Annotated in this window: 17 protein-coding genes; 13 read left to right on the top strand and 4 right to left on the bottom strand. The window is 62.5% G+C overall.

Translation table 11 applies throughout. From position 1 onward, the window contains the following. Window position 1 precedes the first annotated feature (1 nt). From mlaD to murA, 5 genes are read left to right on the top strand one after another with little or no spacing between them, the layout of a single operon-like run. A complete protein-coding gene (gene mlaD / locus WDB71_RS01530) occupies window positions 2-472 on the top strand; it encodes an outer membrane lipid asymmetry maintenance protein MlaD (RefSeq protein ID WP_341502892.1) in 471 nt (156 codons plus the stop codon). Window positions 473-484: 12 nt separating this feature from the next. After that, window positions 485-1150 (top strand): ABC transporter substrate-binding protein, encoded by a 666-nt coding sequence (locus WDB71_RS01535; RefSeq protein WP_341502893.1) that lies wholly within the window; start codon window positions 485-487, stop codon window positions 1148-1150. Window position 1151: 1 nt separating this feature from the next. Beyond that, on the top strand, window positions 1152-1430 hold the full coding sequence (locus tag WDB71_RS01540; protein ID WP_341502894.1) for an STAS domain-containing protein: 279 nt from the start codon (window positions 1152-1154) through the stop codon (window positions 1428-1430). A 6-nt stretch (window positions 1431-1436) separates the two neighbouring features. Beyond that, complete coding sequence (locus WDB71_RS01545; protein ID WP_341502895.1) at window positions 1437-1694, top strand: BolA family protein; 258 nt, start codon at window positions 1437-1439, stop codon at window positions 1692-1694. Between the two features lie 12 nt (window positions 1695-1706). Then, the gene (murA, locus tag WDB71_RS01550; RefSeq protein WP_341502896.1) at window positions 1707-2966 is read left to right on the top strand and encodes a UDP-N-acetylglucosamine 1-carboxyvinyltransferase; all 1260 of its coding nucleotides are present in this window, start codon (window positions 1707-1709) and stop codon (window positions 2964-2966) included. A 67-nt stretch (window positions 2967-3033) separates the two neighbouring features. Here the strand turns inward: murA and degS are convergent, their stop codons facing one another. From degS to WDB71_RS01565, 3 genes are all read right to left on the bottom strand, one after another. Then, window positions 3034-4113 (bottom strand): outer membrane-stress sensor serine endopeptidase DegS, encoded by a 1080-nt coding sequence (gene degS / locus WDB71_RS01555; RefSeq protein ID WP_341502897.1) that lies wholly within the window; start codon window positions 4111-4113, stop codon window positions 3034-3036. Window positions 4114-4209: 96 nt separating this feature from the next. Beyond that, window positions 4210-5586, bottom strand: a complete 1377-nt coding sequence (locus WDB71_RS01560; RefSeq protein WP_341502898.1) for a Do family serine endopeptidase — start codon at window positions 5584-5586, stop codon at window positions 4210-4212. 84 nt (window positions 5587-5670) lie between these two features. Continuing rightward, a complete protein-coding gene (locus WDB71_RS01565; RefSeq protein WP_341502899.1) occupies window positions 5671-6045 on the bottom strand; it encodes a DUF1043 family protein in 375 nt (124 codons plus the stop codon). Between the two features lie 112 nt (window positions 6046-6157). Here WDB71_RS01565 and zapE point away from each other — a divergent pair, with 112 nt between their 5' ends. The 8 genes from zapE to WDB71_RS01605 all read left to right on the top strand — a co-directional run bounded on the left by zapE (window position 6158) and on the right by WDB71_RS01605 (window position 12213). Continuing rightward, a complete protein-coding gene (zapE, locus tag WDB71_RS01570; protein ID WP_341502900.1) occupies window positions 6158-7264 on the top strand; it encodes a cell division protein ZapE in 1107 nt (368 codons plus the stop codon). Between the two features lie 193 nt (window positions 7265-7457). Continuing rightward, entirely contained in the window at window positions 7458-7886 is a 429-nt protein-coding gene (rplM, locus tag WDB71_RS01575) for a 50S ribosomal protein L13 (protein WP_341502901.1), read from the top strand. Window positions 7887-7901: 15 nt separating this feature from the next. After that, the gene (gene rpsI / locus WDB71_RS01580) at window positions 7902-8294 is read left to right on the top strand and encodes a 30S ribosomal protein S9 (protein WP_341502902.1); all 393 of its coding nucleotides are present in this window, start codon (window positions 7902-7904) and stop codon (window positions 8292-8294) included. Window positions 8295-8537: 243 nt separating this feature from the next. Further along, window positions 8538-9128 (top strand): ubiquinol-cytochrome c reductase iron-sulfur subunit, encoded by a 591-nt coding sequence (gene petA / locus WDB71_RS01585; RefSeq protein WP_341502903.1) that lies wholly within the window; start codon window positions 8538-8540, stop codon window positions 9126-9128. After that, on the top strand, window positions 9125-10342 hold the full coding sequence (locus WDB71_RS01590) for a cytochrome bc complex cytochrome b subunit (RefSeq protein WP_341504168.1): 1218 nt from the start codon (window positions 9125-9127) through the stop codon (window positions 10340-10342). The genes petA and WDB71_RS01590 overlap by 4 nt, the downstream gene beginning before the upstream one ends. Then, a complete protein-coding gene (locus WDB71_RS01595) occupies window positions 10339-11073 on the top strand; it encodes a cytochrome c1 (protein ID WP_341502904.1) in 735 nt (244 codons plus the stop codon). Before WDB71_RS01590 ends, WDB71_RS01595 begins: the two co-directional genes overlap by 4 nt. An 80-nt stretch (window positions 11074-11153) precedes the next feature. Next, on the top strand, window positions 11154-11780 hold the full coding sequence (gene sspA, locus WDB71_RS01600) for a stringent starvation protein SspA (RefSeq protein WP_341502905.1): 627 nt from the start codon (window positions 11154-11156) through the stop codon (window positions 11778-11780). Continuing rightward, entirely contained in the window at window positions 11773-12213 is a 441-nt protein-coding gene (locus WDB71_RS01605) for a ClpXP protease specificity-enhancing factor (RefSeq protein WP_341502906.1), read from the top strand. The genes sspA and WDB71_RS01605 overlap by 8 nt, the downstream gene beginning before the upstream one ends. 42 nt (window positions 12214-12255) lie before the next feature. On the opposite strand, the gene dolP is transcribed toward WDB71_RS01605, so the two are convergent. Then, on the bottom strand, window positions 12256-12828 hold the full coding sequence (gene dolP / locus WDB71_RS01610) for a division/outer membrane stress-associated lipid-binding lipoprotein (RefSeq protein WP_341502907.1): 573 nt from the start codon (window positions 12826-12828) through the stop codon (window positions 12256-12258). Window positions 12829-12830: the final 2 nt, after the last annotated feature.

Consider the following 12830-nt stretch of genomic DNA (forward strand, 5'->3'; position numbering starts at 1 on the left):
TATGCAAGCGAATCGTCGGATCGAACTGCTGGTGGGCCTGTTCATCGCCCTGGGTGTCGCCGCCATGCTGGCCCTGAGCCTGCGCGTGGCCAACGGCAGCGTGGGTGCTGACGGTGACAGCTATCGGCTGCTGGCCAAGTTCGACAATGTCGGCGGCCTCAAGGTGCGTTCACCGGTGAAAGTGGGTGGCGTCGTGGTCGGTCGGGTAGAAAGCATCCGCCTGGATCCCGAAGACTTCACCCCCGTGGTCGCCCTGCAGGTCAGCCAGGAATACAACGCCTTCCCCGAGACCTCGTCGGTGGCCATCCTGACCTCCGGCCTGCTGGGGGAACAGTACATCGGCCTGCAACCCGGGTTCATGGATGAGTCAATCGCTATCCTGCAGGATGGTGATTACATTGAAGACACCAAGTCGGCACTGGTGCTGGAGGAACTGATTGGCCAGTTCCTGTTCGGCCAGTCCAACGACTAAGAGGACATCGTCATGCTGAAACGCACCCTTATCGCTCTGTTGGCCCTGGTCACCGTGGTACTGCCGGCCCAGGCCGACAGCAAGATCGACCGCAGCAACCCCTACACCATGGTGGAGGAAGCGGCCCAGATCGCCTTTGCCCGCCTCAAGGCCAGCCGCAACGACATCCGCGCCAACCCCAATCTGCTCAAGCTGGTGGTGGAGGAAGAGCTGCTGCCCTATGTGGACTACAAGTACGCCGCCTACAAGGTGATGGGCAAGAACTACCGCAACATCTCCAAGGAAGACAGGGATCGCTTCGTGGTGGCCTTCAGGGGCTACCTGGTCACCACCTATGCTCAGGCCTTCACCCTCTATGACGAGCAGGAAGTGAAGTTCGCCAACCGCGGCCAGAACGGTGACTCCAACATCGCCGTCATCAAGGCGCTGATCCTGGATCCCAAGGCCCCCGAGGTGGAGATCGCCTTCAAGGCCCGCCGCAACTCCAAGACCGGCCAGTGGGGCGTGTACGACATGGTGGCCGAGGGTATCAGCCTGCTGTCCTCCAAGCGTGCCGAGCTGGAAGGCCTGATCCGCCAGAAAGGGGTGGAGACGGTGATCACCATGCTCAACGAGAAGGCGGCCAGCGACATCGTCTTCAAGAAGGAAGCCAAGGCCGGCGGCGAGCAGAGCTCCTGACATGGCCGAGCTGAACATCCACTGGCAGGCGCCGGTGCTGACCCTGGCGGGGGAGCTGTCCCGCCATACCGTGCCCCAGCTCTGGCAGGGGCTGCGGCAGTACGGGACCATCGACAGGGTGGTCCTCGACGACCTCGAGCAGGTGGACACCGCCGGCCTGGCCATGCTGGTCCAGCTGTGGGAGGACAATCCCGGACTGATCCTGGCCGGGGCTTCGCAGCGCCTCAGAAAGCTGGCAGAATTGGGCGATCTGCTGGAAATTCTCCCCTTTGCCGAATAGAGCACTATGAACAATCAAGAGATCGAAGCCCTGCTCAAGCAGGCACTGGAGCTTGAGGAAGTCTACGTCCAGAGTGACGGCTCCCATTTCAACATCATCGCCGTGGGCGCCGTCTTCGATGGCCAGCGCCCGGTCAAGCGCCAGCAGCTGGTGTTCGGTCCCCTGACCGACCAAATCGCCGACGGCACCCTGCACGCCATCACCATCAAAGCCTACACGCCCGCCGAATGGGCCAGAGACAAAAAGCTGGTCATGCCCGGCTAAAGCGGACTTCCCATGGATAAATTGCTGATCACCGGGGGGCAGCCCCTGCACGGTGACGTCACCATCAGTGGCGCCAAGAACGCTGCCCTGCCCATTCTCTTTGCAACCCTGGTGGCCGACGGCCCCGTGGTGCTGAAGAACATTCCCCATCTCAACGATGTCACTACCACCATGGCCCTGCTGGGCCGGCTCGGTGCCGGCATCACCCTGGGCGACAACATGACCATAGAGGTGGATCCCACTACCGTGGACCAGCATGTCGCCCCCTATGAGCTGGTCAAGACCATGCGGGCCTCCATCCTGGCCCTGGGCCCCCTGCTGGCCAAGCACGGCAAGGCCGAAGTGTCCCTGCCCGGCGGCTGCGCCATTGGTGCCCGACCGGTCAACCTGCACATCCACGGCCTGGAGCTGATGGGCGCTGAGATCGTCGTCGAGCACGGCTATATCAAGGCCCGCAAGGACGGTCGCCTGCAGGGTGCCCACATCCTCATGGACATGGTGTCCGTGACCGGCACCGAGAACCTGATGGCCGCCGCCGTGCTGGCCGAGGGGCGCACCGTCATCGAAAATGCCGCCCGCGAGCCCGAGGTGGTGGATCTGGCCAACTTCCTCAACGCCCTGGGCGCCAGGATCAGCGGGGCCGGCACCTCCACCCTGGTCATCGAGGGTGTCGAGCGCCTTAATGGCGGCGAGTACCGGGTACAGCCGGACCGCATCGAAACCGGCACCTTCCTGGTGGCGGCGGCGGTCAGCCGTGGCAGCGTCACCTGCCAGGATACCGATCCCAAGCTGCTGGACGCGGTGCTGGTGAAGCTGGAGGAAGCCGGTGCCAAGGTCGAGACGGGCCCGGATTGGATCAAGCTGGACATGGAAGGGCGCAGGCCCAAGGCGGTGGACATCACCACGGCTCCCTATCCGGCCTTCCCCACCGACATGCAGGCCCAGTTCACCCTGCTCAACGCCGTGGCCGAGGGCAGCGCCCGCATCAAGGAAACCATCTTCGAGAACCGCTTCATGCACGTGCCGGAGCTGAACCGCATGGGTGCGGAAATCGACCTGGACGGCAACACCGCCCACGTCAAGGGTGTGGAAAGTCTGTCCGGGGCCCAGGTCATGGCCACCGATCTGCGCGCCTCCGCCAGCCTGGTCATCGCCGGCCTGATCGCCGAGGGCGAGACGGTGGTGGATCGCATCTACCACATCGACCGTGGCTATGAGTGCATCGAAGACAAGTTCGCCCGCCTGGGCGGCAGCATTCGCCGTATCAGCTAGGGCAGCCTAGGCGGCAGCTCACCCACTATCACGAGCATCTACGTCAACGCCCCCAAGCTGTTCGGCGCTAGGGCAGCCTAGGCGGCAGCTCACCCACTATCACCGGCAGCTGCAAAGGCTGCCGGTTTCGTATCACCGTCACTGTGATGCGGGTGCCGGGCCTGGTCTCGGCAAAGACGTCCTTGGCGTGCTGGCCGTTGCGGACCCGCTCGCCGTTGATGGCCACCAGCAGATCCCCGACCAGGATCCCGGCCTGCTGGGCCGGCGAGCCCGGCTCCACGGCACTGATCTCCACGCCCCTGTCACCGACGATGACGGCACTGCGCTCAAAGCGGTAGCTGACCCCCAGGTAGCCGCGGATCACCCGGCCCTGGGTGACCAGCTGCTTGAGCACCTTGGCGGCCAGCTGATAGGGGATGGCGAAGGAAATGCCCGGCACCTCCACCCGTTGGTTGATGTGGAACAGGGCGGTGTTGATGCCCACCAGCACGCCGTTGGAGTTGACCAGGGCGCCGCCGGAGTTGCCGGCGTTGATGGCGGCATCGGTCTGCAGGAAGTCCTGGTAACCGGTGGAACTCATGCCGGCCCGGCCGGTGGCGGAGACGATACCCTGGGTGATGGTCTGGCCGATGTTGTAGGGATTGCCGATGGCCAGCACCACGTCGCCCACCTGGGGTTGGAGGCTGGCGTCCTGGGGGATCACCGGCAGGTTCTCGGCGTCTATGGCCAGCACCGCCAGATCGGTGGCCGGATCGGTGCCGATCAGCTCGGGAAACAGCACCCGGCCGTCCTGGAGCGCCACCACTATCTGGTCGGCGCCGTCGATGACATGGTAGTTGGTGAGCACATGGCCCTGGGGGGTCATGATCACCCCGGAGCCCAAGCCTTCCGGCCGCACATTGGGCTGGCGACTGTAGAGGTTGGTGCCGCTCTGGATGCTCAGGCTGTAGATATTGACCACGGCCGGGGCGGCGCGGCGCACGGCATTGGAGAAACTGAGCAGGGCCGGCAGGTTGGCCTCTTCCCGAAAGACGCTATGGCGCTGTTGGGCCGGGCTGCGCAGCTCGGGAAAAAGCGTCAGCAGCAGGGCGGCGATGAGCAGGCCGAACAGTACGGCCTTGAGGGTGTCTTTCAGCAGGCCAGGCAAGGAGGCTCTCCAGCAGGTGAAAGCCCCGAGCATAGCATGGAATTTCGGCCATAAAAAAGCGGGCCAGAGGCCCGCTTTTTCAAGCTGGATAGGCAGTTAGCGGATCACCAGGAAGAGGGTGTGGCGGCCGCGCTTGATGTTCAGGGCCAGCACGCCGTCGGCGTCGTCCAGCACGTCTTCCAGCTCGCCGAGATCCTCGACACGCTTGCGGTTCACGGCCAGGATGATGTCGCCTTCCTCCAGGCCGCTGATGGCCGCCGGGGAGCGGGGCGCCACGTTGACCACCTTGACCCCTTCGGCACCGTCTTCACGGCGCTTGGCGCTTTCCAGCACCGCACCTTCCAGCTTGGGGTGCAGGCCTTCGGCGGTCCGGGCCACGTCGGCACGGCCCTTGAGGGTGACGGTGACCGTCTCCTGGTCGCCATCGCGGAACAGGCCGATCTTCAACTTGGCGCCTTCACCCAGAGTGGCGACCTTGGCCCTTAGCTCCAGGAAGCTCTTGATACGCTTGCCGTTGACGTGGGTGATGATGTCGCCGGCCTTGATGCCGGCGGCCTCGGCGGCGGAATCTTCCATGACCTGGGCCACGAAGGCGCCCTGGTTGGAGTCGAAGCCCATGGTTTCGGCCAGTTCGCTGGTGAGCACGTCGCCGGTGATGCCCAAGTAGCCGCGGCGCACCTCGCCATGGTCGATGATCTGCTCGACCAGATTGGACATCATGTTGGCGGGGATGGCGAAGCCGATGCCGATGTTGCCGCCGTTGGGGCCTATGATGGCGGTGTTGATGCCGATCAGTTCACCCTTGAGGTTGACCAGGGCACCGCCGGAGTTGCCCCTGTTGATGGCGGCGTCGGTCTGGATGAAGTCCTCGAAATTCTCCACGTTCAGGCCGCTGCGGCCCAGGGCGGAAACGATGCCGGAGGTGACGGTCTGGCCCAGGCCCAGGGGATTGCCGATGGCCACGGCGAAGTCACCGACCCTGACCTCGTCGGAGTCGGCCTTGCTGATGGCGGTGAGATCCTTGGCCTCGATCTGCAGCAGGGCGATATCGGCCCCTTCATCGGCACCTATCTTCTTGGCCTCGAAGGTGCGGCCGTCGGACAGGGTGACTTCGATCTTGTCGGCGTCGTCCACCACATGGGCGTTGGTGACCACGTAGCCTTCACGGGCGTCGATGATGACGCCCGAGCCCAGGCCCTGGAAGGGCTGTTCCCTGAGCTGCTCCCGGGGAACATTGGGACCAAAGAAGAAACGGAAGGCGTCCGGCACCCGCTGGCGCTGCACATGGGTGCCGGCGACGCTGATGCTCACCACGGCCGGGGTGACCCTTTCCAGCATGGGGGCCAGGCTGGGCAGCTTCTGGCCCTCTACGGCCAGGGGCAGGGCGGCGCTGGCATTGGGCGCAGTGAACAACAGGCTGGACCCCAGCAGGGCAGCGGTGAGGGCGGCGACAGAAAAAGACTTGGATTTCATTTACGCTGACTCTCCTTCAAGAAAAACATCAGTCCAGGCTAATCAACTGACTGAAAGACACCGGAAAAAGTTCCGGTGCCTGAATTACTTGATGAGACCGTGACGCTCGTTGGCGTAGTCGCGGGGGGCGTTTTCGAGCAGTTCGGGAGCTTCCTCGGCCTCGTCGTTGCTGGAACCCAACTTGATGAAGTCGGCATCGACGCTGAGCAGGCTGGTGGCGCTCTGGGAAAGGTGGGCGGTGAGCTTGTCGTAGTCCCTGGCCAGGTGCTTGAGCATTTCGGCGGTCTGCTCGAAGTGATCGTTCACATCCTGCTTGTACTGTTCCAGCTCCAGGCGGGTCTGTTCCAGCTCGTGCTTGAGCTGATCTTCACCCAGCTTCTGGCCGCCAAAGACCCGGGCTATGACCAGGCCGATGACCATGCCCAACACCAGGGCAATCAAGACGCTCAGATAGGACATGCTGTTCTCTCGCTTGTGGTTGTCCGTTTTCCTCAATATACACCGGGCCGAGGTGGCCGTGGTACCATGCCGGCCGTGATTTTCGGCACTGGTTCAAGATTCGGGCATAGAGATGAGCGGTAACACCCCCTGGCAGCGCTATCAGGCTGACCTCCAGCGCGACGACTTCCTCCACGACGCGGCCCAGGAGGCCGCGGTCAAGCACCTGCAGCGTCTCTACGAGGATTTCTGCCAGCGCGACCAGGCCAAGCCGTCCGGCCTGGGCGCCATACTGCGCCGCCTGACCGGCCAGAAGCCACAGCTGGTCAAGGGCCTCTATTTCTGGGGCGGGGTCGGCCGGGGCAAGACCTACCTGGTGGACACTTTCTTCGAGGCCCTGCCCACCGAACGCAAGCTGCGCTGCCACTTCCATCGCTTCATGCACCGGGTGCACCAGGAGCTGAAGGGCCTCAAGGGCCAGGTGGATCCCCTGGAGAAGATCGCCGACAAGCTGGCCGGCGAGACCGACATCATCTGCTTCGACGAGTTTTTCGTTTCCGACATCACCGACGCCATGCTGCTGGGGACCCTGTTCCAGTACCTGTTCGCCCGCGGCGTGGTGCTGGTGGCCACCTCCAACATAGTGCCGGACGATCTCTACAAGAACGGCCTGCAGCGGGCCCGCTTCCTGCCGGCCATCGCCCTGATCAAGGCCAACTGCGAGGTGGTCAACGTCGACTCCGGTATCGATTATCGCCTGCGCACCCTGGAGCAGGCCGAGATCTACCACCATCCCCTGGACGACAGGGCCCTGGCCAACCTCAACGACTACTTCGACAAGCTGTCGGTGGAGCCCAGGCGCGAGAACCTGGAACTGGCCGTGGAAGGGCGCCACATCCTGGCCCGGCGCGAGGCGGAGGGGGTGCTGCTCATCGATTTCCGCCAGCTCTGCGACGGCCCCCGCAGCCAGGCCGACTACATGGAGCTGGCCCGGGTCTACCACTCGGTGCTGGTCTGTGACGTGGTGCAGATGACCGCGGCCATGGAAGACGTGGCCCGGCGCTTCATCGCCATGGTCGACGAGTTCTACGAGCGCGGCGTCAAGCTGATCATGGCCGCCGAGGTGAGCATGGAACAGCTCTACGCCGGCGAGCGGCTGCAGTTCGAATTCCAGCGCTGTTTGAGCCGGCTCCAGGAGATGCAGTCCCACGATTACCTGGCCCGGCCCCACAAGCCCTGAGCATGGTTGAAAATCGGACGTGATCTTTGCGGGCAAGGTGCGTATAATCCGCGCAGCCCCCACGTTACATCCTGCCGATAAGGCGGAAGATAATGCAGCCGAGTCGGTATTCGAAGGGATACTGGACCGGGTTTATGTGCATGGTGTGGCGGTGCCGCACCTCGAATGTAACAATCTCGAATTTGGGTGATTAATGAAAACTTTCACTGCAAAACCAGAAACCGTAAAGCGTGACTGGTACGTCGTGGACGCTGAAGGCAAGACCCTGGGTCGCCTGGCCACTGAAGTAGCTCGTCGTCTGCGCGGCAAGCACAAGCCGGAATACACTCCTCACGTTGACACCGGTGATTACATCATCGTTATCAACGCCGAGAAGGTCGCCGTTACCGGTAACAAAGCTCAAGACAAGATGTATCACGCTCACTCCGGTTATCCGGGCGGCCTGAAGTCCATGAACTTCGCCAAGCTGCAAGAGCGCGCTCCCGAGCGCATCATCGAGTCTGCGGTCAAGGGCATGCTGCCGAAAGGCCCGCTGGGTCGTGCGATGTTCCGTAAGATGAAGGTTTACGCCGGCGGCGATCACAAGCACGCAGCGCAACAACCTCAGGTTCTGGACATTTAATACGGAATAGCAGCTATGGCAGACAATCAATACTACGGCACTGGCCGCCGCAAGAGCTCTACCGCCCGCGTTTTCATCAAGCCGGGCAGTGGCAACATCACCATCAACAAGCGTTCCATCGAAGAGTACTTCGGTCGTGAAACCGCTCGCATGGTGGTTCGTCAGCCCCTGGAACTGGTCGAAATGACCGACAAGCTGGACCTGAACATCACCGTCGTTGGCGGTGGTATCTCCGGTCAAGCCGGTGCCATCCGTCACGGTATCACCCGTGCCCTGATGGCCTACGATGAGTCCCTGCGCGGTGATCTGCGCAAGGCCGGCTACGTTACCCGCGACGCTCGTCAAGTCGAGCGTAAGAAAGTGGGTCTGCGCAAAGCCCGTCGTCGTCCCCAGTTCTCCAAGCGTTAATTTCACGCTTATTGTTCTATGTCAAAGCCCGGCACTGCCGGGCTTTTTTATTGTCTACTGCACGCCGAGACGGCCCCCTTTTACCTTGTGTTCAAAGGGGCTTTTCTTTATGATCTTGGCGATTTTGTAACTTGATCTCAGACCCTCTTCGCCTCGGCGGAAAAGAAGGGTCGATCCTGTGAACCGAAGGCCGCAACCATAACCATAACCTGCGGCGATCGTTCCACAACTGGAGAGAATTGGATGAGCAATGCGCCTGTAGATTCCGGTCGTCGCCGGTTTCTGACCTGGTCCACCGCTGCGGTGGGAGCGGTCGGTGCCGGCTTTGCTGCCGTGCCCTTCATCGCTTCCTGGAATCCCAGTGCCAAAGCCAAGGCCGCCGGTGCGCCGGTGGAAGTGGACATCAGCAAAGTAGAGCCGGGTCAGCTGATCCGTGTCGAGTGGCGAGGCAAGCCGGTCTGGATCGTCAACCGCCGCGGCAAGATCCTCGAAGAGCTGAGTGGTCATGACGACCAGCTCAAGGACCCCCAGTCCGCCGAGCCGCAACAGCCCGACTACGCCCAGAACCCGACCCGTTCCATCAAGCCCGATTTCCTGGTGGCCGTTGGCCTCTGTACCCACCTGGGCTGCTCTCCGACCTACCGCAAGGGCGACTTCGCCGAGCAGGTGGAAGGTGTGGACTACGGTTTCTTCTGCCCCTGCCACGGTTCCAAGTTCGACATGGCCGGCCGCGTCTTCCAGAACGTACCCGCGGGCCTGAACCTGGTCATCCCGCCCCATCAATACGTGGATGACACCACCATCCTGGTGGGCGTGGACAAAGGAGCTGCCTGATGAACAAGCTGATCGCCTGGATCGACGAACGCATTCCCATGACCGCCACCTGGGATAAGCACGTCGGCAAATATCCCGCTCCGAAGAACTTCAACTTCTGGTATTTCTTCGGCTCCCTGGCGCTGCTGGTGCTGGTCAACCAGATCCTCACCGGCATCTGGCTGACCATGAACTACAACCCGTCCGCCGAGGGCGCCTTCGCGTCCATCGAATACATCATGCGTGACGTGGACTACGGCTGGCTGCTGCGCTACATGCACTCAACCGGTGCCTCCGCCTTCTTCATCGTGGTCTACCTGCACATGTACCGCGGCCTCATCTACGGCTCCTACCAGAAGCCCCGTGAGCTGCTGTGGATCTTCGGCATGCTGATCTTCCTGGTGCTGATGGCCGAAGCCTTCATGGGCTACCTGCTGCCCTGGGGCCAGATGTCCTACTGGGGCGCTCAGGTCATCATCTCGCTGTTTGGGGCCATCCCGGTCATCGGCGACGACCTGACCCTGTGGATCCGCGGTGACTACGTGGTCTCCGGTGCCACCCTGAACCGTTTCTTCGCCCTGCACGTCATCGCCCTGCCGCTGGTACTGGTGGTGCTGGTGTTCCTGCACATCGTGGCGCTGCACCACGTGGGTTCCAACAACCCCGACGGCATCGAGATCAAGAAGAACAAGGACGAGAACGGTTGGCCCAAGGATGCCATTCCTTTCCACCCCTACTACTCCGTCAAGGACATCGTGGGCGTGGCCGGCTTCCTGATCCTGTTCTGCTACGTGATCTTCTTCGCCCCGGAAATGGGCGGCAAGTTCCTGGAGCATCCGAACTTCGAGGCGGCCGATCCCCTGACCACCCCCGAACACATCTTCCCGGTCTGGTACTTCACCCCCTTCTACGCGATCCTGAAGGCGGTACCGAACAAGCTGGGCGGCGTCATCGCCATGTTCGCCTCCATCATAGTGCTGTTCCTGCTGCCCTGGATTGACCGCTGCAAGGTCAAGTCCATCCGCTATCGCAGCGGCTGGCACAAGCTGAACATCGCACAGTTCGTGATCAGCTTCCTGATCCTGGGCTACACCGGCGGCATCCCGGCCACCCCGGGCATCATAGTGCTGTCCCAGATCACCACTGTGCTGTACTTCATGTTCTTCGTCTTCCTGTGGCTGTACAGCAAGAACGAGAAGACCAAACCGGTACCGGAGAGGGTGACATTCAAATGAAACGCCTACTGATCGCATTCCTGGCCCTGCTGCCGACCCTGACCCTGGCCGCCGGTGGCAATGTCCACCTGGACAAGGCCGAGTATGACCTGAGCGACAAGGCCTCCCTGCAGCGGGGCGCCAAGCTGTTCATGAACTACTGCTTCGGCTGTCACCAGATGCAGTACCAGCGCTACCAGCGCACCGCCGACGACCTGGGCATTCCGGTTGACCTGATGCAGGAAAACCTGATGTTCAACGACGTCAAGATCGGCAGCCACATGACCAACGCCATGCCCCAGGACAAGGCGGCCAAGTGGTTCGGCAAGGTACCGCCGGATCTGACCCTGGTGGCCCGGGTGCGCGGTGCCGACTGGATCTACACCTACCTGCGCTCCTTCTATGTGGACGAGAGCCGTCCCTGGGGCGTGAACAACGCCGTCTTCCCGGACGTGGGCATGCCCCACGTACTGCAGGAGCTGCAGGGCGTGCCCCACAAGACCTACGAAACCCGCCTGGTCGACGGCGAGGAAAAAGAGGTCTATGTGGGCATCAAGGCCGACGGTACCGGTGAGCTGTCCGAGGAAGAGTACGACAAGGCCGTGCTGGATCTGGTCAACTTCCTGGAGTACACAGGTGAGCCCATGCGCCTCGAGTCCGAAAGCCTCGGCTGGAAGGTGCTGCTGTTCCTGGCCATCTTCTTCGTCTTCGCCTACTTCTTGAAGAAAGAGTACTGGAAAGACGTACACTAAGATCTGTCCGCAGCAATGGGGGCTTCGGCTCCCATTGCTGTTTTGCGTTTACGCAGTAACTGAATTTTCTGGAGGCAAGTATGGCTGTGGCAGCCAACAAACGCTCAGTGATGACCCTCTTCTGCGGTGCCAGCGACATGTACAGTCACCAGGTCCGCATCGTGCTGGCCGAGAAAGGTGTCAGTGTCGACATCGTCGAAGTCGATCTGGCCAACCCGCCGGAAGATCTGGTCGAGCTGAACCCCTATGTCACCTTGCCGACCCTGGTTGATCGCGAGCTGACCCTGTACCGGGCCGAGATCATCAACGAGTACCTGGATGAGCGCTTCCCCCATCCGCCGTTGATGCCCGTCTACCCGGTCACCCGTGGTACCGCCCGCCTGACCATGTACCGGATCCAGCAGGACTGGTACCTACTTGCCGAGCGCATCGAGAAAGGCGACAAGGCCGCCGAAGCCCGTCAGGAGCTCAAGGAGAACCTGCTGGCCCTGGCGCCCCTGTTCGGCGAAACGCCTTTCTTCATGAGTGAAGAATTCGGCCTGATGGACTGCGTGCTGGCCCCGCTGCTGTGGCGCCTGCCCGTCCTGGGCGTCGAGCTGTCCGGCCGTGGTGCCAAGGAAGTGCGCGCCTACATGGCCCGTATCTTCGAACGCGAAGCCTTCCAGGCCTCCCTGACCGAAGCCGAACGGGACATGCACCATGGCTGACGAGCGCCTGCTCAGCGCCCACAGGCCCTACCTGCTGAGGGCCTTCTACGAGTGGCTGCTGGACAACGAGCTCACCCCCTACCTGGTGGTGGACGCCTCCCAGCCCGGGGTGGAAGTGCCCCAGGAGCATGTCAAGGACGGCCAGATCGTCCTCAACATCGCCCCCCACGCCGTGGGCAACCTGCAGCTGGGCAATGCCGAGGTGAGCTTCAATGCCCGTTTCGGCGGCGTGCCCAGGCAGATCCGGGTGCCCATGCCGGCGGTGATGGCCATCTACGCCCGTGAAAACGGTGCCGGCACCCTGTTCGAGGACGAGCCCTACTACGAGGCCCTGCGCGAAGGCATGGTCAGCCTGGAGGGCGATGGCCCGGACGACGATCCCGAGCCGCCCAAGCCGGGCAAGAAGGCCCCCTTCCTGAAGGTGGTCAAATAAAAAAACGGCGCTCTTGGCGCCGTTTTTTTATGCCGCGCGCCGTTACTGGTACTGGAATACCTTCACCACCTTGGTGACGCCACTGACGTTACGGGCGATCTCGGTGGCCAGCTCCGCCTCCTGGCGGTTGACCAGGCCCATCAGGAAGACTTCCGAGTTCTCGGTGACCACCTTCACCGCCGAGCTGTCCAGATCGCCGGCGGCCAGGAGCTTGCCCTTGATCACCGAGGTGAGCCAGGTGTCGTGGGTGCGGGTGCCCATGCGAGTGGGGGTCATCAGGCGGATCTGGTTATGGATCTTGCGCACGCCGGGAATGGTGCGCACGCCGTTGAGGATCTGGCTGCGCAGCTGTTCGCCCGGGGCCTGGCCCACCAGCAGCACCTCGCCGTCCATGCTGACGGCGGTGATGTGGGTCTGCTTGCGCAGCGTGGGGTCGCCGGCGATGAGTCCGGAGATCTTCAGCTCGATGCTTTCGTCGTCCAGCTGGGCGCCCACGGTGCGCCTGTCGTTGGCCACCACGGCGGTGCCGGCGGCACCGGCCACCACGGCGGCGGCACACCCTTCCAGCAGCAGGCAGGTCGCCAGCAGGCCGCTCAGGATCAATTTATGGTTCATGG

Origin of the sequence: Gallaecimonas sp. GXIMD4217 (assembly GCF_038087665.1) — a bacterium.
GTDB lineage: Bacteria > Pseudomonadota > Gammaproteobacteria > Enterobacterales > Gallaecimonadaceae > Gallaecimonas.